This window comes from Flavobacterium mesophilum, from assembly GCF_039581405.1.
Taxonomy (GTDB): domain Bacteria; phylum Bacteroidota; class Bacteroidia; order Flavobacteriales; family Flavobacteriaceae; genus Flavobacterium.
Genome location: NZ_JBCPXZ010000005.1, coordinates 204702 through 230842, shown reverse-complemented (window position 1 = coordinate 230842; position 26141 = coordinate 204702). Strand labels below are relative to the sequence as shown.

Here is a 26141-nt window from a genome sequence, read left to right as displayed (position 1 = left end):
TTTAATTATTTTATAAATCGAATTGTTTGATTTTGCGGTATAATGTTCTTTCAGAAATACCTAATTCATCGGCTGCTGCTTTGCGCTTTCCTTTATTTTTCTCTAATGATTTTTTGATCATTTCGATTTCCTTTTGTTCCAAACGCAAAATCTCTTCTTCTTCGATCGTTTCAGCAAATAAATAATTGTCTTCTGGAATTTGATAGTTTTCTTCGCGAACCGCTGGAGTTGTCATTACTGCAGTTCTTGGTTCTTCTTCAAAATCTATTTCGCTGTCGTTTTGCTGATTTCCGTAAATCTTCTGAATTAAATTCGGATTGATGTCCTGTACTTTTGACGAACCATTTTTCATCAATTCTAAAGTCAGTTTTTTCAAATCGTTCAAGTCGCTTCTCATATCAAAAAGCACCTTATATAATATGTCTCTTTCTGTACTGAAATCACTTTCTTTTTTGCTGTCGCTAATTACAGAAGGCAAGTTGCTTCCTTCAGCTGGCAAATAAGATTGTAAAGTAGCAAGATTGATGTCGCGATTCGTTTCTAAAACGGAAATTTGTTCCGCCACATTTCGCAACTGACGAATATTTCCGCTCCATCTGAATTTCTGCAAAAGCTGAACCGCATCGTCATCCAGTCTTAAAGGTGGCATTTTGTATTTATGAGCAAAATCGGCCACAAATTTTCTGAACAACAAATGAATGTCGTCATTTCTTTCTCTCAAAGGAGGTAAAGTAATTTCTACAGTACTCAAACGATAGTACAAATCTTCACGGAATTTACCTTTTTCAATAGCATTAAATAAATTCACGTTGGTGGCAGCAACGATACGAACATTCGTTTTCTGAACTTGAGACGAACCTACTTTAATAAATTCACCATTTTCTAAAACACGAAGTAACCTTACTTGAGTTGTCAATGGCAATTCACCAACTTCATCTAGGAAAATTGTTCCGCCGTCTGCCACTTCAAAATAACCTTCACGTGTGCTTGTTGCACCTGTAAAAGCTCCTTTTTCGTGACCAAAAAGTTCACTGTCAATTGTTCCTTCCGGAATCGCTCCGCAGTTTACGGCAATATATTTACCATGCTTTCTGTGTGAAAGCGAATGTATAATTCTTGGAATATTCTCTTTACCAACACCACTTTCCCCGGTTACCATTACTGAAATATCAGTTGGAGCAACCTGAATGGCTTTTTCGATAGCACGATTTAATTTTGGGTCATTACCAATAATCTCAAATCGTTGTTTTATTGCTTGAACTGTTTCCATTTGCGTTTTGTTTCAAGTTTTTTATTTGTTTCAGGTTTCAGGTTTTACCACTTTGACCATAAACTTTAAAAGTTGGCTTATAATTTTGTTTCAAGTTTGAAGTTACAGAAATAACCTGAAACTTGAAACCTGAAACTTCAAACAATTTTAATTCATGCTACTCAAACCAACAGCTTCACCCTTAAGAGTTCCACTAGTACAGCTTGTGATTTTTACGTTTACAAAATCTCCGATTTTATAATTTTCTTTTGGGAAAACAACCGTTATACTTTGAGAGTTTCTTCCAGAAAATTCATCTTTTGATTTCTTAGAAACTTTTTCTACTAAAACTTCCACCGTTTTCCCAACAAATTCCTCGCTTCTAAACCAAGCATGTTTTTGTTGTAAATCAACGATTTCTTGTAATCTTCTGGCTTTGGTTTCTTCTTCAACATCATCTTTCATTTTTCTTCCAGCCAAAGTCCCAGGACGTTCAGAGTACGAATACATATAACCGAAATTATATTTTACGTATTCCATTAAACTCATAGTATCTTGATGATCTTCCTCAGTTTCTGTTGGGAAACCAGCGATCATATCTTGCGAAATTGAAGCATCTGGAACAATTGCTCTGATTTTATCAATCAAAGCCATATATTCTTCGCGAGAATGCAAACGATTCATTTCTTTTAAAATTCTATTACTTCCAGATTGAACTGGCAAGTGAATGTGTTTGCAGATATTTGGGTATTTCGCAATAACATGCAAAATGCTTTCGTGCATATCTTGTGGATTCGAAGTCGAAAAACGAATACGCATTTTAGGAAAACCAACAGCAACCATTTCAAGCAATTGATCAAAATCAACAGCAGTCGCTTTTTCCATTTCAGAAGCGTTTACAAAATCCTTTTTCAGTCCGCCTCCGTACCAAAGGTAACTGTCGACGTTTTGTCCAAGAAGCGTAACTTCTTTATAGCCATTATTCCATAAATCCTGAATTTCATTCATGATGCTTTGCGGTTCACGGCTACGCTCACGTCCACGTGTAAAAGGTACTACGCAGAACGTACACATATTATCGCATCCACGAGTAATCGAAACCAATGCGGTAATTCCGTTGCTCATTAAACGAACAGGCGAAATATCTCCGTAAGTTTCCTCTTTCGATAAAATTACATTGATGGCGTCGCGTCCTTCTTCAACTTCCGCCAATAAATTTGGAAGATCTTTGTAAGCATCTGGACCAACAACAAGGTCAACAATTTTTTCTTCTTCTAAAAACTGACTTTTCAAACGTTCAGCCATACAGCCTAAAACACCCACTTTCATTTTTGGGTTTGTACGTTTAACGGCGTTGTATTTTTCAAGGCGTTTACGAATCGTTTGTTCGGCCTTATCTCGAATTGAACAGGTATTTACCAAAACCAAATCGGCTTCTTCTAAAACTGAAGTGGTATTGTATCCTCCGTCAGATAAAATGGAAGCTACGACCTCACTGTCTGAAAAATTCATTGCACAGCCGTAACTTTCTATAAATAGTTTTTTAGTATTCTCAGGTTTATTTTCTAAAACAAGACTTTCGCCCTGTTTGCTTTCTTCAATAATCTTTTCCATTGTAAAAATTCAAAGTGCAAAGATAGGGTAATTGCGCTTAATGTGACAAGATGGCAGGGAAAGAATTAACAAATTTAATTTGTGATTGGAGTGTACAAATTTGAGGTTATCTGATTTTCTTCATTCTAAAATCTTAAATCGTAAATGAAAATAAAAAGCGATTTCTCGGTCATTATCATTTAAAAATTACACCTATATATATAATAGGAGAGATTACAGATAAATCTGCAATTTTGGGAAACATAATATTAAAATAACTCAAAAATGCATTCATAAGGTTGATATTTAAAAAAAATAAATACTTTTGTTGCAGAAAATAAGAGCAATGGCAAAGAATTTAGTAATAGTGGAGTCACCTGCAAAAGCGAAAACGATCGAGAAATTTCTTGGTAGTGATTTTCAGGTGGAGTCAAGTTATGGTCACATAGCCGACTTACCATCAAAGGAAATAGGAGTAGATGTAGAAAATGGTTTTAAACCAAAATATGAAGTTTCTCCGGATAAAAAAGCCTTGGTAACAAAACTAAAATCACTTTCTAAGAATGCCGAAACGGTTTGGTTAGCGAGCGATGAGGACCGCGAGGGAGAGGCTATTTCATGGCACTTGGCGGAAGAATTAAAGCTAGATACTAAAAAAACCAAACGAATTGTTTTTCATGAGATTACAAAATCTGCGATTCTTAAAGCAATCGAAAATCCAAGAGAAATTGATTATAATTTAGTAAACGCACAGCAGGCACGTCGTGTTCTGGATCGTTTAGTAGGTTACGAATTATCTCCGGTTTTATGGAGAAAAATCAAAGGCGGACTTTCTGCTGGTCGTGTACAGTCGGTTTCTGTACGTTTGATTGTAGAAAGAGAACGCGAAATTCAAAGTTTTAATGCAGTTGCAACGTATTCAATTGTTGCCGAATTTGTAAACGAAGCCGGAAAAGCTTTCAAAGCAAAACTGCCTAAAAACTTCAACACTAAAAAAGAAGCCGAAGATTTCTTAAATCAAAATATCGGATCTAAATACAAGGTAGCAGATTTAGAAACTAAACCTACCAAAAAATCTCCAACAGCGCCTTTTACAACTTCTACGCTTCAACAAGAAGCAGCAAGAAAATTGTATTTGCCAGTTGGAATCACGATGCAGTTAGCACAACGTTTGTACGAGGCGGGACTTATTACTTATATGAGAACCGATTCTGTGAATCTTTCAAGAGAAGCAATGGACGCTGCAGAAGCTGAAATCATTAAATCTTACGGAAAAGAATTCTCTAAACCGAGAGTTTTTGCTAATAAAAATAAAGGAGCGCAAGAAGCGCACGAAGCAATTCGTCCTACTGATATGTCTCGTCATTCAGTAAATATTGATCGTGACCAAGCTCGTTTATACGATTTGATCTGGAAAAGAACTTTGGCTTCGCAAATGAGCGATGCACAGTTGGAAAGAACAAACGTAAAAATCGAAGCCGATAATCACAGTGAAATTTTTACAGCTTCTGGAGAAGTTTTACTTTTTGAAGGTTTCTTGAAAGTGTATTTGGAAGGTCATGATGACGATGAAGAAGAGCAAGAAGGAATGCTTCCAGCTTTAAAAGTAAATGAAAAGTTAGCAAATAACTATATTACAGCCACAGAGCGATATTCAAGACCACCGGCTCGCTACACAGAGGCATCTTTGGTTAAAAAGCTTGAGGAACTTGGAATTGGGCGTCCTTCTACTTATGCGCCAACTATTTCAACAATTATCAATAGAAATTATGTTGAAAAAGGAACTTTGGAAGGTCATGAGCGTAATTATACACAACTTACTTTGCAAAACAGTAAAGTTGGTGAAAAAGTATTAAAAGAAAATACAGGTTCTGATAAAGGAAAATTAGTTCCAACAGATATTGGAACAATCGTGACGGACTTCTTAGTGAAGAATTTTGAAAATATCCTGGATTATAATTTTACTGCAAAAGTAGAGCAGGATTTTGACGAAATTGCCGAAGGAAATATCGATTGGGCTAAGATGATGCAAGATTTTTATAATCACTTTCATCCAAATGTAAAAGAAGTTGAAGCAAATGCTGAACGTGAAAGCGGAGAGAGAATTTTAGGAAAAGATGCTGACGGAAGACAAGTTTCGGTTCGTTTAGGGAAATTTGGGCCAATGGCTCAAATTGGAGAAGCAGATGATGAAGACAAGAAGTTTGCCAGCTTGATGGCTGATCAGAATATTGGAAATATTACACTTGAAGAGGCTTTGAACTTGTTCTTGCTTCCAAAAAGTTTAGGTGAATATAAAGGAGAAGAAGTAGAAGTAAACAATGGTCGTTACGGCCCTTATGTGCGTCACGGAAGCGTTTTTATTTCATTGCCAAGAGGAGAGGATCCGCTTAATGTTTCTAAAGAAAGAGCTCAAGAATTAATTGACGAAAAAGCACTTGCTGATGCGCCAATTGCAGTTTATAAAGGAGAAGCAGTTCAAAAAGGAGTGGGACGTTTTGGACCATTCATAAAATGGAACGGTCTTTTTGTAAATGTGAGCAAAAAATACAATTTCGATAATTTATCGCAAGCTGATGTTGAGGAATTGATTGAAGATAAATTGCAGAAAAACATTGACAAAGTACTACATAACTGGGAAGAAGAAGGAATTGTAGTAGAGAAAGCACGTTGGGGACGTTCTGTAATTCTGAAAGGAAAAATCAAAATTGAATTAAGCAAAGATGTTGATGCGACAAAATTGACATTGGCTCAAGTTCAAGAAATGATTGCAGCAAAAACTCCGGCAAAAAAAGCTCCGGCAAAAAAAACAACAACAGCAAAGAAAGCTCCGGCTAAGAAAACAGCCGCTAAAAAGAAATAATTTAAGCACAATAAATGGAATTTGATTTTCTAGAACCAGTTAACGACGGAATTGTAAATTTTATCAATTCGTTGTCTTCTCAAGAATTGGGCAGTAAAATAGTCTTGCATACCCACGATCAATTTCCTGATATCAGCAAAATAAATATTGCCATTATTGGTGTTTTAGAAGACAGAAGAAACATTAATATGGTGAATGAGGTTAATCTGACTTCGATTCGCAAGAAGCTTTACGGTATGTTTCCGGGAAATTGGGATGCATCTATTGCTGACCTTGGAGATATCTTGGCTGGTGATTCGGTAGATGACACTTATTTTGCGCTTAAAAAAGTGGTAGCTTCTTTAATAAAAAATAAAGTCATTCCTATAGTCCTAGGAGGTTCTCAGGATTTGACCTATGCTTTATATCGTGCATATGATGATTTAGAGCAGATGGTGAATTTGGTTTCAGTAGATAATCGTTTTGATTTTGGGAAGGAAAACGAATCGGTTTCTGCTAATTCTTATCTGACTAAAATCATTATAGATGAGCCGAATAACCTATTTAATTATTGTAATATAGGATATCAGACCTATTATAATTCTCAAGAAGAAATCGATTTGATCGAAAAATTGTTTTTTGATGCTTATAGATTAGGAGAGATTTCAACTAATATTGCATTGGCAGAACCTGTTTTTAGAGATGCCGATTTGGTAAGTATTGATTTAAATTCTGTAAAGTCGTCAGAGTCAGGTAATTTGGTTTCTTTTGAGCCAAATGGTTTCAATGGAAAAGAAATTTGTTCACTGGCTAGATATGCTGGAATCAGTGATAAAGTTTCTGCTTTTGGAGTTTTTAATCATAATAGTACTGTGCATGAATCAGTTTTGATTGCTCAAATTGTATGGTATTTTATAGAGGGGTATCACTATCGTTCGAAAGAATATCCATTTGGAAGCAGAACAAACTATTTGAAATATATTGTTCCTCTAGAAGATGAGGAGCTAATTTTTTACAAAAGCGACAAAACAGAACGCTGGTGGATCGAAATTCCATTTGTTTCAAACGGCAGCAATAAATTGAAAAGAAATACGTTATTACCGTGTTCTTATGATGAATATTTGTGTGCATGCAATCAAGAATTGCCAGAAAGATGGTGGAAAGCACAGCGAAAAAACGCTTTGTAGAAGAAAATTTCAATTAAAATCTTAATTTTTTAGAATTCTAAAAAATTATTTAAGAAATATTAGTAAGAAGTAGATTACATATTATAAAATTTGATGTTTTTGGTCGATTTTTTACGTTAGTTTATCGATGAAATATTTTTTTTTTATTTTATTTAACATTATTTTTGAACGGTAAAATAAAATTCGCAAGTAGTATTGTTTTTTAGATAAATAATAAATACGTTTACGGACTTTTAATAATGAATAGATAATCCAAATTTATATGAAGAAGTTTATTGCATTTGCAGCAATGTTAACACTGGTAATTGGCTGTGGTAAGTCAGGTGACAAAGGTGAATTAGTTGGTGTTACAGGAGGGAAATGGCATCCTGAAAAACCTTATGGAATGACTTTGGTTCCAGGTGGATCTTTTATTATGGGTAAAGCTGATGCAGATTTAGCTAATGTGGAAGATGCTCCAACTAAAACAGTAACGGTTCGTTCATTCTACATGGATGAAACAGAGATCACTAACAGTGAGTACCGTCAATTTGTGGAGTGGGTAAAAGACTCTACGATGAGAGTTCGTTTAGCGATTTTGGCTGACGAAACAGGTCAAAAAGCTACTGGAGACGGTAAAGGGAAAAAAGGTGGCAGTATTGCTGATTATGCATTTAATGATTCAGAGCCAGATAAAATGACGGCTTATGATAAATATATGTATGATAACTACTATAGCGTAGGGACAAAAGATGATCCATATGCTGGTAGAAAATTAAACAAAAAAGTTAAGTTGATTAAGGATACAAAAGCTTATCCAGATGAGTACTATACTGAAGTAATGGATTCATTGTATTTGCCAATTGAAGAGTCTTACAACGGTTTAAGAACAATGGATGTGAATAAATTAAAATTCCGTTATTCTTGGATGGACATTCAAGCAGCTGCAAAAGCTAAAGTTGGAAAAAGAAAAGATTTCGTTAAAACTGAACAAGTTAGCGTTTATCCTGATACAACAGTTTGGATTAAAGATTTCGCTTATTCATATAATGAGCCAATGCACAATGATTATTTCTGGCACAAAGCTTATGGAGATTATCCTGTAGTTGGTGTTACTTGGAAACAAGCAAAAGCTTTCTGTGCTTGGAGAACATTAAATAAAAACAGTTATATTAAATCTAAGAAAAAAGGACGTGACTTAGTAAATGCTTTCAGATTACCTACAGAGGCTGAATGGGAGTATGCAGCAAGAGGAGGTCTAGAATCAGCAACTTACCCTTGGGGTGGTCCTTACACGAAAAGTGATAGAGGATGTTTCATGGCAAACTTCAAACCTAACAGAGGAGATTATGCTGCTGACGAAGCTTTATACACTGTTGAAGCTAAATCTTACGAACCAAATGGTTACGGATTATACAATATGGCAGGAAACGTTGCAGAGTGGACAGATTCAGCTTATAATCCAAATGCATATGAGTATGTTTCTACAATGAACCCTAACGTAATTGATGGAAACAACCAAAGAAAAGTTGTTCGTGGTGGATCTTGGAAAGACGTTGCTTATTTCCTACAAGTAAGTACTCGTGATCACGAATATGCTGATTCAGCTAGAAGTTACATTGGTTTCAGAACTGTACAAGATTACATGGGAACTCAAGTAACTGGAGGCACTAAAAGAAAGTAATTTATAATTTAAATTAAATATAATAACCAAATCGAATCTATTTTAAAATTAAAACCTAAAAAAAAATTATTATGGCATTATTAAGTAAAAAAGCAATGAATTTCGCTTATGGTATGGGAGCGGCAGTAGTAATCGTTGGAGCTTTATTCAAAATTACTCACTTTGAAATTGGACCATTAACAGGAACAGTTATGCTTTCAGTGGGATTATTAACTGAGGCGTTGATCTTTGCGTTGTCTGCTTTTGAACCAGTTGAAGACGAGTTAGATTGGACTCTTGTTTACCCAGAATTAGCTAACGGACAAGCTAGAAAAAAAGAGGCTAAAGCTGAAACTCCAGGTGATGCTCAAGGATTATTATCTCAAAAATTAGATTCATTATTGAAAGAGGCTAAAATTGACGGTGAATTAATGTCAAGCTTAGGTAACTCAATCAAAAACTTCGAAGGAGCTGCAAAAGCAATTTCTCCAACTGTAGATTCAATCGCAGGACAAAAGAAATATGCTGAAGAAATGTCTATGGCTGCTGCACAAATGGAATCATTAAACAGTTTATATAAAGTTCAATTAGAAAGTGCTTCAAGAAATGCACAAGCTAACAGCGAAATTGCTGAAAATGCTGCTAAATTAAAAGAACAAATGGCGTCTATGACTGCTAATATCGCTTCATTAAACAGCGTTTACGGTGGTATGCTTTCTGCAATGAGTAACAAAGGATAATTAGTTTATAACTATTATATTAAATTTATTAATAAGAACTAATTAGAAAAAAATGGCAGGAGGAAAATTAACCCCTAGACAGAAGATGATCAACCTGATGTATCTGGTTTTCATCGCAATGTTAGCAATGAACATGTCCAAAGAAGTTTTATCTGCTTTTGGATTAATGAATGAAAAATTTGAAAGTGCTAATACGTCTTCAGAGCAAACAAATGCAGGTATGTTGATGTCGTTAGATCAGAAAGCAGCTGAAGCAAAAGGAGAATTTGCTACTGCAGCGGTTACGGCTCACAAAGTTGAAGCGGCTTCAAAAGAATTTTATGCATACGTAGGTTCTTTAAAAGCAGATGTTTTAAAAGGTTTTGAAACTGATAAGGAAACTGGTAAATTGCCATACGAGTCAATGGACAAAGGTGACAATATCGACAACTGGTTTACTGGTGACGGTTACACTAAAAAAGGAAATGAAATCATTTCTAAAATTGAAAAATATAAAGCAGATATGAAAGCTGCTTTGTCAGACAAAAAATACGCTGCAATCTTAGCTGAGGTTGAAAAGAAATTTGATCTTTCTGATGTGAAAAACAAAGAAGGTTTGAAAGATAAATACTTAGCTTACCACTTTAAAGGTTTCCCTGCAGTTGCTTCATTAGCTAAACTTTCTGCTTGGCAAAATGACGTTCAAAAAGCTGAATCTGATGTTTACAGTGCTGCTTTAGGAAAAGCTGCGGTTGCTGCTGCTTCTTATAGCAATTACCAAGCAATCGTTGTTTTAGATAAAAATGCTTATTTCCAAGGGGAGAAAGTTACAGGTAAGGTAGTTTTAGGTCGTTATGACGAAAACACTAAACCAACATCTTTCCAAGGTCCTGGTCAAATCGTAAACGGACAAGCTGTTATCTCATTAACTGCTGGAGGAGTTGGAGAACAAAACATTAATGGACAATTTACTTTCTTAGAAGACGGAAAAAACATTCCACTTAAATTCGCTGGAAAGTATGTTGTAGTTCCAAGACCAAACTCTGCTACAATTTCTGCAGACAAAATGAACGTAGTTTATAGAGGTGTTGTTAACCCAATCTCTGTATCTTTTGCTGGTGTTGCTGACAATAAAGTTGTTGCTAGTGCTCCAGGATTAAGTTCAGCTGGTAAACCAGGTAAATATAACATGAGCCCAGGTGCTGGAACTGAAGCTACAATTTCTGTAACAGGTACATTACCAAACGGAGATAAAGTTTCTGATAAGAAAACATTCAGAATTAAAGGTATTCCTGGACCAACAGGTACAATTAGAGGTGAAGTAGGAGTTGTTAAAGGTCCTAAATCTAACTTGGAAATTGCTACTATTGGTGCTAAACTTCAAGATTTTGATTTCGAAGTAGGTTTAGATGTTGTTGGATTTAATTTGAAAATTGCTGGACAACCAACAGTTGTTGTTACAGGTAACAAATTGAATGCTCAATGTAAAACAGTACTTTCTAAAGCTGGAAGAGGAGATCAGGTAACTATTTCTGAGATTAAAACTAAACTTGTTGGAGCTGGTAGTTATTTATTACCAAGAACTGCTCCGGTAATTTATGAAATAAATTAATAAAGTAGGTAAAACTACGTTCAATACCTTATAATAATACCACGATGAAAGTAAGAAATTTTTTAATAGCTATTGTTTCTATCGCTGGAGGTTTGTCTTCTAATGCGCAATCTAATTTGCTTAATGCGAAAACACCTGCTCAAATAGGACTTAAGACTCCTGCGCAACTTATCTCAGATAATGATAAGCCTTTGGCTTACGGTTATGTTGATGATAGAGATATTTTGATGGGGAAAACAACTTGGGAGATTATTGACTTAAATGAAAAAATCAATTTTCCTTTGTATTTTCCTATAGATACTGCCAATATTGGTGCTGATAGACGTTCGCTTTACGACGTTTTGACGAAAGCTATCAAAAAAGGTAAAATAACTGAAGTTTATACAGACAGTTATTTTAATACAAAAAAATCTATGAAAGACATCGAAGGATCATTATCTCGTATTGATACAACAGATGCTGGTAGAGAACTTATCAACCAAAACCCAGACGACTATAAAACACGTGTAGTGAAGAAAAAAGTGGTTACTGGAACTGGTAAAAAGAAAGTGGTTACTTATGTTGATGAAACGGTACCACCTTCAAGAACTGTACCTTCAGAGTATATCTTAAAACAAGATTTGACAGCTCAGGATGTTACACAATACAAAATCAAAGGATATTGGTATTTTGACAAACGTCAAAGTGAATTGAAATATCGTTTACTTGGAATTTGTCCTGTAACTCCAGACGTTTATACGATGAATAGTGATGAGAAAGATTATATTGAGTTGTTTTGGGTTTTCTTCCCTAACTCAAGAGAATCATTGCATGAAGCAAAAGCTTTCAATGACAATAACTCGGCATTGCCTATTTCATTCGATCAAATCTTAAACTCTAGACGTTTTAATGCGGTTGTTTACAAAGAGGAAAACCTTTACGGGGACAGAGCTATCAGTGATTATATGAAAGATAACGCTCAAAACCAATTATTAGAATCTGAAAGAGTAAAAGAAAAGATTCGTAATTTCGAACAAGATATGTGGAACTACTAAGTTGAAACATAACGTTATAAGAAAAACTCTTACTACCTTTGTAGTAAGAGTTTTTTTTTGGAAAAAACTCTTTGACGGTCAATGAAATCGCTATGATTTTTATTTTGTAAGAAAAATTACAATATTTTTTAAAATGTTACGTTTGGTTTCTTATACAATTAATTATGATGAAAGTGAGAAGTTTTTTAATCGTTATGTTTTCTGTTGCAGGAAGTTTAGTTTCCTATGCTCAGCCCAATTTGCTTAATGCAAAAACTGTTTCCCAAATTGGCATCAAGACGCCTGCACAACGTATAGCTGATAATGATAAACCATTAGCTTATGGCTATATTGAAGATCGAGATGTTTTGATGGGAAAAATGACTTGGGAAATTATTGATTTAAATGAAAAAATCAATTTTCCTCTTTATTTTCCTGTAGATACTGCCAATATTGGTGCAGATAGGCGCTCTCTTTATGATGTTTTAACGAAAGCGATCAGAAATGGTAAAATAACTGAAGTGTATTCGGATAGTTATTTTAACACCAAGAAAACTATGAAAGACATAGAAGGTTCGCTTTCTCGTGTTGATACGACTGATGCGGGTAGAGAATTGATTAATCAAAATCCTGACGATTATAGATCTCGTGTTGTAAAGAAAAAGGTTGTTACGGGCACTGGGAAGAAAAAAAGCGTGAGTTACAAAGAAGAAACTATTGGCCCTACACGCACAGTTCCTGCTGAATATATTTTAAAACAAGATTTGACAGCGCAAGATGTTACACAATACAAAATCAAAGGATATTGGTATTTTGACAAGCGTCAAGGTGAATTGAAGTATCGCTTAATTGGTATTTGTCCCGTTACTCCAGATGTCTATACAATGAATAGTGATGAGAAAGATTATATCGAATTATTTTGGGTTTTCTTTCCAGATGCACGAACGGTATTGCATGAAGCAAAGGCTTTTAATGATATAAACTCCGCCGCATCAATTTCGTTTGATCAGATTTTGAATTCGAGACGCTTTAACGCTATTATCTATAAAGAGGAAAATGTGTATGGCGATCGTGAGATTAAAGATTACATGAAAGATAACGCACAGAATCAATTGTTGGAATCTGAAAGAGTAAAAGAAAAGATTCGTAATTTCGAAGAGAATATGTGGAATTATTAAATACCGGAATTAATTTATAAAATAAACTCTTATTATCTTTGTAGTAAGAGTTTTTTTATTTTACCTATATATTGTACAATGCTTGACTATTTGATCGTCGGGGCTGGATTAGCCGGAATTTCTTTTGCCGAAGTGGCCCTTAAAAACAACAAATCTATTTTACTTGTTGATAATAAATCACAGCACTCCTCAAGAGTTGCTGGGGGCTTGTATAATCCTGTCATTTTAAAGCGTTTCAGCGAAGTTTGGAATGCTAAAGAGCAATTGGTTTTTATGAATGATTTTTATGATAGGGTAGAAGATAAATTGAACGAGAAATTCAATTTTAAGATGCCAATCTTGCGAAAATTTTTCTCGATTGAAGAACAGAACAATTGGTTTGCCGCTTCAGATAAAATAAATCTGGCTCCTTTTTTATCTACAAAATTAATTACAGAGAAATTTAACGGAATTGACTCGCCTTACGATTATGGTGAAGTTTTGCATACTGGATATGTTAATACAGCATTATTATTAGATTGTTATCAAAAATATCTGATCGAAAATAATTTATTATTAGAAGAATCTTTTGATTGCAATGACATTGAATTTTTAGAATCGGGAATTCAATACAAAAACATCCAAGCACGTCATATTATTTTTGCAGAAGGTTTTGGAATGCATAAAAATCCGTTTTTTAATTATTTGCCTCTTGACGGTACAAAAGGCGAATTGTTTATTATTAAAGCACCCGATCTGAATTTGGATTTGATTGTAAACACGAGCGTTTTTATATTGCCTTTAGGAGATAATCTATTTAAAGTTGGAGCAACGTACAATTGGTCAGACAAAACCGACGCTCCTACAGAAGAAGGTAAACAAGAACTCTTAGAGCGTATAAGAGAAATTATTACCTGCGATTTTGAGATTGTAAAGCATTTTGGAGGTGTTCGCCCGACAGTGGCAGACAGAAGACCTTTGCTGGGAACTCATGAGGTTCACAAAACCTTGCATATTTTGAACGGATTAGGCACGCGCGGTGTAATGCTTGGACCTGCGATGGCACAAGCTTTATATGATCACATCGAAAATCAAGTTCCTTTAGATAGAGAAGCCGATATAAAACGCTTTCATAAAAGATATTTAAAATCTCTTACTTCTGACCAGCCTTTGGATCATAAGAAATAAACATATTGATATATAAATTTCGGGAAAGCCTAAGTACAAAAGGAAATAAAACTATAAGCGTTATTATAATTGCAATAAACGATTGACTGATACTTGCGCCAAAAAAGACAAAAGAAACGATAAAAGCAGCAATTCCTACGGCAACATTTAGAGCATAACTTACATACATTGCACCATAAAAAAATGAAGGCTCAATTTGATATTTTAAACCGCAATGATGGCAATTTTCATTCATTTTTAGGACTTTGGTCAAATGAAGCGGATTTTTATCCTCATACATGCTTTCATTTTGACATCTTGGACAGCTTCCGGTGAAAATACTGTTTATTTTGGACCCTTTTTTAAACATTTTAACGCTGCTAATTTTTGAAAAAAAATTGTAAAATGAGATTTAGTTTCTGCTGAAACCATCTGAAATAACAAATTTTCAATTTAAGAATAAAGTGTAAATATAGTGATTATGTTTGTCTTTATTAATCTTCGCATCTTCATTAATTTTAGTGGATGCTTTTTGATCTTGTTTTGATCTTAAGGATTAATCTGGCTAGAAATCAAATCGTATTAATTTTAATAGAATTCTTGTTTAATTTGTTGATAAATTTTCTCCTTTTACGGTTTTCCACATTATTAATGGTCTTCTTTTTTGTATTATTGTGGAGATAAATTTTTTAATTTAAAATAATATAATGGCAATAAATTTACAAAAAGGACAAAAAATTGATATTGGATTGTCTCAAATTACTGTTGGTTTAGGATGGGACCCAAATGAGGGAACCGGCCATGATTTTGATTTAGATGCGTCAGCAATTATGATCAATGCCGATAGAAAACTTTTAGGAGAAAGCTATTTTGTTTTTTACAATAATTTATCATCTCCAGATGGAGCTTTGTTGCACACAGGCGACGATCCAACAGGAGGAAATAGCGATGGTGATGATGACGAAGCGATAAAAGTCGATTTAACTAAAATTGAAGAAACGGTAGAAGAGATTCTTTTTGTCGTTACAATTGAAGATTACGAGCGCAGAAAGCAAAATTTTGGGCAAGTTAGAAATTCTTATATCAGAATTGTCGATGATTCTAATGGTCAGGAAATTGCCAAATATGAATTAGGAGAAGACTTTTCCATAGAAACTGGTGTTGAATTTGGAAGATTATACAAAAGAAATGGCAACTGGAGATTTGAAGCTTCAGGAATTGGTTACAGAGCAGATTTGGGCTTCTTTCTAGAGAAATATTATTCAGGAGAAATAATTAAATAAAAGGAACTCTTGAAAATAAATCATGAAAATTATAGTCATTTTTCTTTTGATTTGTGGCTTACGTTAATAAAATCAAATCCAGAGTTTAAGCAAAAAAGGAATTTATTGTTTAAAGACTTTTTTGAGATTCAACACGGAATTGAAAAGGTAAATGAAGTTGTACGATATTATGATGTTTTGTGTAATAATATTAACGAAAAAACAGGATTAAATATAGATACATACGAAATTTATTACTTAATTTTAGGCGCTTTAGACGTTGATTTTGAGAAAAATGGAACAGATCGTTTTAAGGAGTTTTACAATCACACAGAAGAACTGTTTTTAAAATACAAGCCAGTTTTAATTTATTCTGATATTGAAAAAATGTTTAAGGAAGTTACCAATCAAGGTAAATCGATAAATATTCTAAGCAACACAGCATTTATTAAAGGAAAAGTTTTAAGGAAAATATTAGAACATTACAATCTGTCGGAATATTTAAAATTTCAGATTTATTCTGATGAAGTTGGATTTTCGAAACCAAATGCTGAAATTTTTAAATTGGTATTTGATGAAGTTAATAAATATAAAAAAATAAATAAAAAAGATGTTTTGCATATCGGCGATAACAGTATTGCTGATTACAATGGAGCATTAAAATTTGGTTTTGATGCGCATCTATTAAAAATATAAAAGTGAATATAAGCTACAGTTTACATAAAATCGTTGATGAAAATAATTGCCCTTTTAAAGAGGCAGAATACAGCAGATTTAAATTTGGAGATAAATTTTTTGCAGAGAAATTTGCAGAAGACCTCTTCGACGGATTTGTTGCTCAACACAAAGATTTGATTTTATCAGATAGAGACATTGTTATTTTGCCAAGTCCTTATTTGTCTATTCCAACTGCATCCAACTTTTTGTGCTATTATTTTAAAAAAGAGCTAAACAGCTATTTGTTTAAAAATGGAAAAAAAGCTTGTATCGAATCTAAAATTTATAGAAATCAGACTTACGTAACAGATTACGGAAATTTGGATTTTGAGCAAAGAGTAAAATTAATATCGAATGATACCTATTATATCGATCGTAATTTTATTGAAGGCAAACTATGCATTTTTGTAGACGATATTAAAATAACAGGAAGTCATGAGCACACTGTAAACAAAATCTTAGATCAGTATAATGTAAATGGAGACTTTCTATTTGTTTATTATGCCGAATTAGCAAATAAAGAAATTCATCCAAAAATAGAAAACCACTACAATTACTTTGCAGTAAAAAATGTAGAAGACATTGTTTCTGTTGTAAATAGTGAAGATTTTCAATACAATACTAGAATTGTGAAATTTATATTAAGCCTTGATGACAAGCAATTTGCTTACTTGGTATCAAATATTTCTAGGAAAAAGAGTAATGAATTATTTCATCTGGCAATTAGTAATAATTATCATCAGATTTTGGAATATAAAAACAATATTAACGTAATAAAAATAGATTAGATTATGGCTATTAATTTGCAGAAAGGACAAAGAGAAAATATAAACGCACCAAAGTTTACAATTGGTCTTGGATGGGATACAAACAACAGCAGTACAGGTTCTAGTTTTGACCTTGATGCTTCGGCTTTTATTGTTGGTGCGAACGGAAAAATATTATCTGATTCTCATTTTATCTTTTACAATAATCTAAAAGCTCCAGATGAGTCTGTGATTCATACCGGAGACAACTTGACTGGAGACGGAGACGGTGATGATGAGCAAATTAAAATCGATTTGACTAAAATAAATTCTGCTGTAAAAGAAATTTGTATTGTGGTTACAATTCATGATGCACAAAACAGAAGACAGAATTTCGGACAGGTGCGTAATTCATTCATTCGTATTGTAGACGATTCTAATAATACAGAAATGGTGAAATATGAGCTAGAAGAAGATTTCTCTATTGAAACTGCAGTTGAATTTGGAAGAATTTACAATAAAGACGGACAGTGGAAATTTGAGGCAATGGGTGTAGGAATGAAAGGCGGATTAGAAGATTATTTAAATAAATATAACTAAGATATGGCAATTAATTTAGAAAAAGGACAACGTATTAATCTTGAAAAAAGTAACGGCTCAAAATTAGTAAACATCTGTGTAGGTGTAAACTGGGGAGCAATCGAGAAAAAAGGATTTTTTGGAACAAAAAAAGAGCCAGTAGATTTAGATGCAAGCTGTGCTGTTTATGACGACAAGAAAAACCATATTGATTCGGTAAACTTTAGAAAATTAATTTCTAGTGATCGTGCTATCAAACATAGTGGAGATGATTTAACTGGAGACTTAAATGGAGATGACGGGTTAGACAATGAAGTCATTACTTTAGATTTTTCTCAGTTAACACCTTCTGCTAGTTATGTTGGGTTTTTTATAAACAGTTTTAGAGGACAGGATTTTAAAGATATTCCTTTCGCATCTATCAGAATATATGAAGGAACTCCAACTAAAGTATCGCAAGAATTTGCACGTTACGACATTGCAAACGATGCTTCTTTTGCTGGTAATGTTTCTATGGTTTTAGGTGTTTTTTATAAAAGAAACGACGAATGGAAATTTAACGCAGTAGGTGTGCCAACAGCCGATAAAAAATTAGAACAAACTATTGTTACAATTCAACAGAATCATTTATAAAAAATCATGGAAAATCAATTAATTACTCAGGAGAATACTGCTTTGATTGATAAAGATGGGAATGTAAACTTAGCTACAATTACTGAAGCAGAAGTAAATAGTTATAAAAGCATCTCAAATCAATTGAATGAAAATGATGCCAATTCGATTCTGAATTATGGTGCTGAGATTCAAAATTCTATAGCCAAACAAAGTGATAATTTCTTAACGAATGTAAGAACTTATAATTCTGGAGAAGTAGGAGGTTTGATTAATGATTTATTGACTGAATTGAATTATATAGACGTTGATCAATTAAATCAAAGTCCGTTTAAAAGATTCATTTCAAAAATTCCATTGCTTAATAAGTTTATTATTGATGTAAAAAAGTTATTCCAGGAATACGACAGGATTACTGTAAATATTGATAAAATCAGTAATAAAGTAAAAGCTGGAATGATCAATTCTGTGAAAGATAACAGCGCACTTCAAACCATGTTTGATGGGAATGTGAATCTGATCAAAGAAATGGAAAAACACATTATTGCAGGACAAATTCGTTTTAAAGAATTAAACGAAGAACTTGCTGTAATGGAAGCAAATAGTGCTCAATATCAGGATTATCAAATCTCAGATAAGCGAACTTTCATCAATCGTTTAGACAAACGTCTTGCTGATATGAAGATTGTACGTTTTATTATGTTGCAATCTTTGGCGCAAATTAGAGTGGTGCAAAACAACAACACTTCTATTGCTGAAAAAGCACAGTCTATCTTGACTACAACAATGCCAGTTTGGAAAAACCAGCTTACGCTTGCAGTAGCGCTTCAAAGACAAAAGCAAAATATTGAAGTACAAAGAAAAGTTTCTGAAACTACGAATACGATCTTGCAGAAAAATGCTGAAATGCTGAAACAAAATAGTATTGAAGTAGCCAAAGAAAATGAAAATACAGTCGTTTCTCTTGAGACACTGAAGATGACAACAAAATCTTTGATCGATACTTTGACAGAAGTAAAACAAATTCACGAACAAGGTGCAGAAACTAGAAGACAGCTTGATGCCGGTTTACAAAGTCTTGAACAAGAATTGAAAAAAGGCGTTGTAAGCTAAGAATAATAAAAATTGAATGTTTGAAATTAGATAATGCAGGAGGAAGAGGAGAGATATATTGAAATAATAAAAGAGAGTAATAGAAAACTTGTGGTTTTAGAATTGTTATCCAATTTCTTTAATCACAAGGATCTTGTTGGGGTTTTAGTACGAACAAGAATTATTCATAAACTCTTTGAACACAACAGAATTTTAGATATCAATAAATTGGAACTCTTTCATATTCAGTACACTAATAGTTTAATTGATTTGTTTCAAAAGCTAAAGAAATCAAAAGAACAGCAGTATGTTTTAATTTCAGATGAGATTTATATTAACGAAGATATTTTAGCGAAATTAAAGTCTGAAATCGGGGAGACAAAGCTTGCAAAACAACTGCAACTTCATGCACAAAACATGTCGCGAAAGATAGAAGAGCTCTATCAGTTGTTTGTGACAGAAAAAGATGTTTTCTTCAATTGGAATGATTTGTTGACGTTCTCACAAAGTATTCAAGCCGAGTATTACAGAGAAATTACAATTGATCAGTATGAGAAGCTTTCGCAGTTTAACAAAAGTGTATATGAAAATGCATATGCAAGATTTGAAAGAAAGCTTTTAGGACGATTAAATATTCTAGGCTTTAAGATCAAATTTTCGTGTGGACTTGTTTGCAATAATGAGATAATTGAAGTCTATGAATTTAGGGACTCTAATGACAAATTTGTTTTTGTTGCTAATGAAAAAGCATTTTATTTCTTAAATGAAGAAGCAGTTAAAGGAATTGATCTTTCTAAAAATGATTCGTCTAAACAAATCATTATAAAAGGATTGAAAAATAAAAATGCAGAACTAAAAAATGAACTTAGTACCATAAAAACAACACTGCCCGAAAGTGTTCTTGAAGTGCTAAATGAATATTTGGAAAAGATTTCGTCTGTAGATTTTCTGGATGAATTGCAGAATGTCGACGAACAGACTAATATTTTGAAAACAATGTTGAATATTAATATTAATTAAAAAAAATAAAATGGCAATTAACTTAGAAAAAGGACAAAGACAAAGCATCAATGCTCCAAAATTTACTGTTGGGTTAGGATGGGATAGTAATTCAAGTAGCACAGGGTCAAGTTTTGATTTAGACGCTTCGGTTTTTTTAGTTGGTGCAAATGGAAAAATCCCAAATGATAACCATTTTATTTATTACAATAATTTAAAATCTCCAGATCAAGCGGTTACTCACGCTGGTGATAACCTAACAGGAGATGGCGACGGTGATGATGAAAAAATCTACATTGACTTATCTAAAATTTCTCCGGAAGTTCATGAGATCTGTTTTGTAGTTACGATTCATCATGCTGATACAAAAAGACAAAATTTTGGTCAAATAAGAAATTCATTTATCAGAATCTTAGATCAGTCAAATGTTGAGCTAGTTAAGTACGAACTTGATGAAGATTTTTCTATAGAAACTGCGGTTGAATTTGGCCGAATTTATAAAAGAAATGACGAGTGGAAGTTTGAAGCGGTTGGTATTGGAATGAAAGGCGGATTACAAGATTACCTAAATAAATATAACTAATTAAACAACATTTACAAGAATGGCAATTAACTTAACCAAAGGACAAAAAATTGATTTAAGAAAATCAAGCGGAGAAACGTTGACTAATTTTTGTGTTGGCGTAAACTGGGGAGCTATTGAAACAAAAGGTTTTTTAGGATTATCTAAAAATGTAGTTGATATCGACCTAGATTTAAGTTGTATATTAATTGATGATCAAAACAAACTTTGTGATCATTTGTATTCTCCTTTATACAGAGTAGAAGTTTTGCAACAATTTGGTTTGCCAAAAGGTAAATTAGTAAGTGTAGATGGAGGTTTAAGACATACAGGTGATGATCTTCAAGGAGACACTGGAGGAGATGATGGCTTGGATAACGAAATTATCACAGTTGATCTTTCTAAAGTTGATGCTAAAGTAAATCAGATATTTTTCTTTTTGAATAATGCAGGAAAAGAAGATTTCTCTCAAATTCCTTATGCAAAAATCAGAATGTATGAAGGAACTCCAACAAGAGTAGTTTCTGAATTTGCGTCATATAATGTAGCTGCAGACCGTCAATACGTGAACAAACGCTCTATCATTATGGGGAAATTGTATAAACGCAACGGAGAATGGAAATTTAGTGCAATTGGAGATCCAACAGACGATGTGTTTTTAGGACAAACAATCCACAAAATTGTTCAATCTTACCTATAATCAAAAACAGTAATAGACTACGAGTTTCTCAGGTTAGAATTTTGTTGATCAAGCTGAGGAACTTGTATTATTGTACGGTTTCATTTAAAACTAGTTCTATTCTTTATAGCACTTCTGAGACGCCAGTTTATAATATTCCTGTATAAATAATTACATTATGAGAAGACTGCCTGTATATTTACTTTTAGATACATCTGGTTCAATGACTGGTGAACCTATTGAAGCTGTTAAAAATGGCGTACAAATGATGATCAGTTCACTGCGTCAAAATCCGCAAGCCATAGAAACTGCTTTTTTAAGTGTAATTACTTTTGATAGTACTGCGCAGCAAATTATCCCTTTAACCGATTTGGCTTCTTTTCAAATGGTAGATTTAAAAGCGACCGGAGTAACAGCTTTGGGAGATGCTTTAAAATTAACGGCTCAGAAAATAGAAACTGAAGTTGCAAAAACAACAACAGAGCAAAAAGGCGATTGGAAACCATTGGTTTTTATTATGACCGACGGAATCCCGACGGATAATTGGCAAAACGGACTTGCAGAATTCAAAAAAGTAAAAACAGCTTTTACTGTTGCTTGTGCGGCAGGAGGCGGGGCAGACACTAATGTTTTAAAACAAATTACAGACAATGTAGTGAGTTTGGAAAATGCAGACAGTTCTAGTATTGGCAAGTTTTTTCAATGGGTAACAGCTTCAATTGGAGTAACTTCAACAAAAATTGAAGATTTAGGAAAAGAGTTTACAAACTTCAAAGAATTACCTCCGCCACCATCGGAATTAAACATTGTAGTTTAAATTTATTAAAGGCAGAGTTTAGCCATTTTAATGGCTTTTTTCATTGTTTTATTAGTTTAAAAAAAATGATATGAGAAGACTACCAGTATATTTTTTGCTAGATACTTCAGGTTCAATGTACGGGGAACCAATTCAAGCTTTGAATAATGCTTTGAGCGGTATGATTAATACACTTCGTTCTGATGCTCAGGCACTAGATTCTCTTTGGATCAGTATAATAACATATGATAGAGAGGTTAAAGAAATTGTACCATTAACAGAATTGGTTCATTTTCAACTTCCTGAAATAACTTGTCCGCAAAGTGGTCCAACCAATACCGGTGCAGGATTAGATTTCGTAATTCAAAAAGTAAAAGCAGAAGTTATCAGAGGGTCTGCAACCCAAAAAGGCGACTGGAAACCATTGCTTTTTGTTTTTACAGATGGGAAACCTTCAGATATTCAATTTTATAGAGAAAAAATACAAGAAGTTAAAACCTTGGATTTTGGTGCTGTTGTAGGTTGTGCCGCTGGTCATATGGCAAATGATAGTATACTAAAAGAACTTACTGATAATGTAGTTCATTTGGATTCTGCCGATAGTTCGACTTTAAAACAATTTTTTAAATGGGTTTCTGAAACTATCGAACATGGAAATAAAAGTCAAGGAACCGGAGAAAGTGTAACACTGCCACCGCCGCCAAGCGAAATAACGGTTGTGATCTAATTTTAAAATGCTCGATATGCTATTTACATTTTCTAAAGCTTTAATTCATGTGGCAACCGCAATTGATGAAGCTTATCAAGAAGGACAAGAAAATGAACTTGAAAATTTAGAATTAAGTTCTGATCAGATATTAGAAACAATGAACATAGACGACATAACAATGTGTTATGGAACTACGGGAATCGAGAATTTCAATATTAAAAATGTCGGACAGCTTTTAAAACAAAATTATCTTGAAAAAGAATTTGATATACAAGATGTTATTGTGCGTAAAAATTGTGCTTACTTAAAAGTGAAATACGGTATTCCAGTAAGTGGAAGAAATAAATGTTATGGAGCTTGTTTCGCTATAAATTTTATGGAACCTAATAATGGAGTTGCTGTTTACGGATTTCCAACAAAAAACGCTGACGAAAAACAGGCTTTTAAAGACATAGCAAAAGAGCTAATTAAAGCCCTTGTATAATGCATTTTATAACACTATTTATTCAAATTCTAATTGTTGGGTTGTTTTTGTATTCCAAATTATTGCCTTATAAAGACAAATTGAATCCTCAATATAAAACGATTTTCGATTTCTTTAATAGTATATTTTCACCCATATTCAATTTTCTAAAAACATTCATAAAACCGTTTCAGGTTGGAGCGGGATTAGCGGTTGATATGACACAAATAATATTATTGATTATTTTTTTAATGCTACTAAAATTCCTTTAAAATGAGAAGATTACCAATATATTTTTTAATTGATATTTCTGAATCAATGGTTGGAGAACCAATCCAGCAAGTTGAAGAAGGTTTGGCTACTATAATTCAGGCATTAAAAACAGATCCTCATGCTTTAGAAACCGTTTATGTTTCTATAATTGTTTTTGCTGGTCAGCCAAAAACCTTAGTGCCTTTGCAGGAAATAGTGAGTTTTTATCCGCCTAAATTTCCAATTGGAAGCGGTACATCTCTAAGTAAAGGTTTAGGTCATTTAATGTATGAATTAAGAAGTAATATTGTTAAAACAACTTACGAAGTAAAAGGAGATTGGAAACCAATTGTCTTTCTATTTACAGATGGAGTTCCAACAGATGATACACAGGCAGCGATAAACGAATGGAAAAATAACTGGCAAAGAACAGCAAATTTAATAGCGGTTTCATTTGGAAATGAAACAGATACGAAATTGTTAGGTCAGCTTACAGAAAACGTACTTCACTTTAAAAATACGAATGTACAATCGTACAAAGAGTTTTTTAAATGGGTCACAGATTCTATTAAAACAAGTAGTATCAGTGTTGAAAATAATTCATCTGGATTTGAATTGGCAAAATTAGATGGAGAAACGCTTTCTAAAATAGATTTGACAAAAGAAGAGCCGATCAAGCAATATGTAGATGATAATTACGTGGTTTTAAATGGAAAGTGCCAAAATACAAAAAGACCGTACTTAATGAAATATCGAAAAACGATTGCAGAATCAATTTATGCGGGGATTGAATTATCTTCAAAAAATTACAAATTGGTTGGCGCTTATCAAGTTGACAATAATTATTTTGAACTGGCAGATAATACAAATTTTAATACTAAAGTAAATACAGAAGAATTATTCGGTGCTCCAACTTGTCCTTGTTGCGGTAATCAAATTGCTTTTGCAGTTTGTGTTTGTCAAAAAATACATTGTATTGGAGACGAACAAATAAGTACATGTCCGTGGTGTAATAATCAAGGATCTTACGGTTGTGGTGAAGGTGGTTTTGACGTAAATAGAACACAAGGATAATTACGTATGGAGGAGACCAAAAGATATCTTCAGTCTTTTTTATTCCAAAATAAAATCGATATTCCAAAAAGCAAACAATCGCTTTTTGAAGATTTTATTAGCGACGAAATCAATATTACGGCAGTAAAAATAATTAAAGAAAAACAGCAGATGATGATGAAAAATTGGAACTTAATAAATCGAATAGATGATATTACGAATCAATCTGTTTTTCTGCCAAATGGTACAGTAAATAAGGCATACGAAGCGAAAATTGATTTTATTCAATTGGGCTGGGATGATATTATTTCGTACGAAATTCAAAATTTAGAAAATACAGGACTTTCATTTGACAGCGAAAACGAATTGCTTTCAGGAAATCCAAAAATTAGTGGCGATTTAAAAATTAAAATGCTTTTTAAAATTGATAGCGAAGCTGAAGAAACGCCTCTAAACGAAAAAGTATTTACCGTAATTATAAATCCTGATCCGAAATCACTTTGGAAAAATATAGAAAGTGATAAAAATGCGCCTTTTGCAAAAGAAGATAATGTGGCTATTGCGAGTTCATTTTTAGATAAAAAAATTGTTGTTGCTTCAAAACGAGGACGAAGCCATGCCAACGTAGGTTCTTTTAGAGAAGACGATTTTGCATTCAAAAACTTTACTTCAAATGGCTGGAGTGTTTTAGCAGTTTCAGATGGCGCGGGCTCAGCTGCTTTATCGAGAAAAGGTTCAAAATTAGCTTGTGATACCTTGATTGAATACTTTGAAGAAAATCTTGATAAAGAAAATTTAAAAGAATTTGATGAGATTTTATTCAATCATTACAACAAAACAGACTCAGATTCATCTAAAAAAATATCTCATTTTGGATATAATACTTTATTAAAAGCGGCTCATTTTGTTAATCAAAAGATTGAAGAATTTGCAGCTGAAAATAATGAAGAATTGAAAAAATTTCATGCGACTTTAATTTTCGCTTTAGTTAAAAAATATGATTTTGGATATGCCATTCTAACTTTCGGAGTTGGCGATTGTCCAATAGGTTTGTTAAGTAAAGATTTAACTGAAATTACATTGATGAATGTCATTGATGTTGGCGAATTCGGTGGAGGAACTCGTTTTATTACAATTCCTGAAATTTTTCAGAGTGATAAACTTTCATCACGTTTCGGATTTAAATTGGTAGACGATTTCTCTTATTTGATGCTGATGACAGACGGAATTTACGACCCAAAATTTGTGGTTGAAGCCAATCTGGAAAAAATTGAAAAATGGAATGAGTTTCTGTCCGATTTAAAAGGGAATAATGAAGACGGATCTAAGGTTGATTTTGAAAATGAAAATGCAGATATTGCAACACAACTTTCGACTTGGATGGACTTTTGGAGTCCAGGAAATCATGATGACAGAACGCTTGCTATAATTTACTAAAC

At 33.3% G+C, this 26141-nt stretch carries 25 protein-coding genes; 22 read left to right on the top strand and 3 right to left on the bottom strand.

The genetic code is table 11. The annotated features are described in order from the left end of the window. Positions 1–10: 10 nt before the first annotated feature. Together AAYQ19_RS16545 and miaB are read right to left on the bottom strand one after the other, a co-directional pair. Positions 11–1270, bottom strand: coding sequence for a sigma-54 interaction domain-containing protein (locus AAYQ19_RS16545; protein WP_343537745.1), 1260 nt, complete (start codon positions 1268–1270; stop codon positions 11–13). A gap of 147 nt (positions 1271–1417) precedes the next feature. Next, complete coding sequence (gene miaB / locus AAYQ19_RS16540) at positions 1418–2863, bottom strand: tRNA (N6-isopentenyl adenosine(37)-C2)-methylthiotransferase MiaB (RefSeq protein ID WP_343537744.1); 1446 nt, start codon at positions 2861–2863, stop codon at positions 1418–1420. A 325-nt stretch (positions 2864–3188) separates the two neighbouring features. On the opposite strand from miaB, the gene topA reads away from it, so the two are divergent. From topA to AAYQ19_RS16500, 8 genes are all read left to right on the top strand, one after another. After that, on the top strand, positions 3189–5705 hold the full coding sequence (gene topA / locus AAYQ19_RS16535; RefSeq protein WP_343537743.1) for a type I DNA topoisomerase: 2517 nt from the start codon (positions 3189–3191) through the stop codon (positions 5703–5705). Positions 5706–5719: 14 nt separating this feature from the next. Continuing rightward, complete coding sequence (locus tag AAYQ19_RS16530; protein WP_343537741.1) at positions 5720–6871, top strand: formimidoylglutamase; 1152 nt, start codon at positions 5720–5722, stop codon at positions 6869–6871. Between the two features lie 262 nt (positions 6872–7133). Then, positions 7134–8534, top strand: coding sequence for a T9SS ring complex lipoprotein PorK/GldK (gene porK, locus AAYQ19_RS16525; protein ID WP_343537739.1), 1401 nt, complete (start codon positions 7134–7136; stop codon positions 8532–8534). 71 nt (positions 8535–8605) lie between these two features. Beyond that, on the top strand, positions 8606–9253 hold the full coding sequence (gene porL, locus AAYQ19_RS16520) for a type IX secretion system motor protein PorL/GldL (RefSeq protein WP_343537738.1): 648 nt from the start codon (positions 8606–8608) through the stop codon (positions 9251–9253). A 52-nt stretch (positions 9254–9305) separates the two neighbouring features. Then, positions 9306–10844: a type IX secretion system motor protein PorM/GldM gene (gene porM / locus AAYQ19_RS16515; protein WP_343537737.1), complete on the top strand. Its 1539-nt coding sequence runs from the start codon at positions 9306–9308 to the stop codon at positions 10842–10844. 44 nt (positions 10845–10888) lie between these two features. Then, a complete protein-coding gene (gene porN / locus AAYQ19_RS16510; protein WP_343537735.1) occupies positions 10889–11878 on the top strand; it encodes a type IX secretion system ring subunit PorN/GldN in 990 nt (329 codons plus the stop codon). A 167-nt stretch (positions 11879–12045) separates the two neighbouring features. Beyond that, positions 12046–13035, top strand: a complete 990-nt coding sequence (gene porN / locus AAYQ19_RS16505) for a type IX secretion system ring subunit PorN/GldN (protein ID WP_343538078.1) — start codon at positions 12046–12048, stop codon at positions 13033–13035. 78 nt (positions 13036–13113) lie between these two features. Beyond that, on the top strand, positions 13114–14202 hold the full coding sequence (locus AAYQ19_RS16500) for an NAD(P)/FAD-dependent oxidoreductase (RefSeq protein ID WP_343537734.1): 1089 nt from the start codon (positions 13114–13116) through the stop codon (positions 14200–14202). Here AAYQ19_RS16500 and AAYQ19_RS16495 read toward each other — a convergent pair. Then, on the bottom strand, positions 14168–14551 hold the full coding sequence (locus tag AAYQ19_RS16495; protein ID WP_343537732.1) for a DUF983 domain-containing protein: 384 nt from the start codon (positions 14549–14551) through the stop codon (positions 14168–14170). The two genes, AAYQ19_RS16500 and AAYQ19_RS16495, sit on opposite strands and share 35 nt — an antisense overlap. Positions 14552–14888: 337 nt before the next feature. Here AAYQ19_RS16495 and AAYQ19_RS16490 point away from each other — a divergent pair, with 337 nt between their 5' ends. The 14 genes from AAYQ19_RS16490 (at position 14889) to AAYQ19_RS16425 (ending at position 26139) form a co-directional block, all read left to right on the top strand. After that, positions 14889–15464, top strand: a complete 576-nt coding sequence (locus AAYQ19_RS16490; RefSeq protein ID WP_343537731.1) for a TerD family protein — start codon at positions 14889–14891, stop codon at positions 15462–15464. A 9-nt stretch (positions 15465–15473) separates the two neighbouring features. Next, a complete protein-coding gene (locus AAYQ19_RS16485; RefSeq protein ID WP_343537728.1) occupies positions 15474–16139 on the top strand; it encodes an HAD family hydrolase in 666 nt (221 codons plus the stop codon). A 2-nt stretch (positions 16140–16141) separates the two neighbouring features. Then, entirely contained in the window at positions 16142–16948 is an 807-nt protein-coding gene (locus AAYQ19_RS16480; RefSeq protein WP_343537727.1) for a phosphoribosyltransferase family protein, read from the top strand. Between the two features lie 3 nt (positions 16949–16951). Further along, entirely contained in the window at positions 16952–17506 is a 555-nt protein-coding gene (locus tag AAYQ19_RS16475) for a TerD family protein (RefSeq protein WP_343537725.1), read from the top strand. Between the two features lie 3 nt (positions 17507–17509). Further along, complete coding sequence (locus AAYQ19_RS16470; RefSeq protein WP_343537723.1) at positions 17510–18118, top strand: TerD family protein; 609 nt, start codon at positions 17510–17512, stop codon at positions 18116–18118. 6 nt (positions 18119–18124) lie between these two features. Beyond that, the gene (locus AAYQ19_RS16465) at positions 18125–19210 is read left to right on the top strand and encodes a toxic anion resistance protein (protein WP_343537722.1); all 1086 of its coding nucleotides are present in this window, start codon (positions 18125–18127) and stop codon (positions 19208–19210) included. Between the two features lie 33 nt (positions 19211–19243). Next, positions 19244–20209, top strand: a complete 966-nt coding sequence (locus tag AAYQ19_RS16460; protein WP_343537720.1) for a hypothetical protein — start codon at positions 19244–19246, stop codon at positions 20207–20209. Positions 20210–20219: 10 nt separating this feature from the next. Further along, positions 20220–20771 (top strand): TerD family protein, encoded by a 552-nt coding sequence (locus AAYQ19_RS16455; RefSeq protein ID WP_343537718.1) that lies wholly within the window; start codon positions 20220–20222, stop codon positions 20769–20771. Between the two features lie 19 nt (positions 20772–20790). Then, positions 20791–21450 carry a TerD family protein gene (locus tag AAYQ19_RS16450; RefSeq protein WP_343537717.1) on the top strand — a complete coding sequence of 220 codons (660 nt, stop codon included), beginning with the start codon at positions 20791–20793 and terminating at the stop codon, positions 21448–21450. Positions 21451–21607: 157 nt separating this feature from the next. Continuing rightward, the gene (locus AAYQ19_RS16445; protein WP_343537715.1) at positions 21608–22246 is read left to right on the top strand and encodes a vWA domain-containing protein; all 639 of its coding nucleotides are present in this window, start codon (positions 21608–21610) and stop codon (positions 22244–22246) included. A 70-nt stretch (positions 22247–22316) separates the two neighbouring features. Next, positions 22317–22952: a vWA domain-containing protein gene (locus tag AAYQ19_RS16440; protein ID WP_343537713.1), complete on the top strand. Its 636-nt coding sequence runs from the start codon at positions 22317–22319 to the stop codon at positions 22950–22952. Positions 22953–22968: 16 nt separating this feature from the next. Next, positions 22969–23418 (top strand): hypothetical protein, encoded by a 450-nt coding sequence (locus AAYQ19_RS16435; protein WP_343537712.1) that lies wholly within the window; start codon positions 22969–22971, stop codon positions 23416–23418. 252 nt (positions 23419–23670) lie between these two features. Next, positions 23671–24723 (top strand): TerY-C metal binding domain-containing protein, encoded by a 1053-nt coding sequence (locus AAYQ19_RS16430; RefSeq protein ID WP_343537711.1) that lies wholly within the window; start codon positions 23671–23673, stop codon positions 24721–24723. Between the two features lie 6 nt (positions 24724–24729). Beyond that, positions 24730–26139, top strand: coding sequence for a PP2C family serine/threonine-protein phosphatase (locus AAYQ19_RS16425; protein ID WP_343537710.1), 1410 nt, complete (start codon positions 24730–24732; stop codon positions 26137–26139). Positions 26140–26141 lie beyond the last annotated feature (2 nt).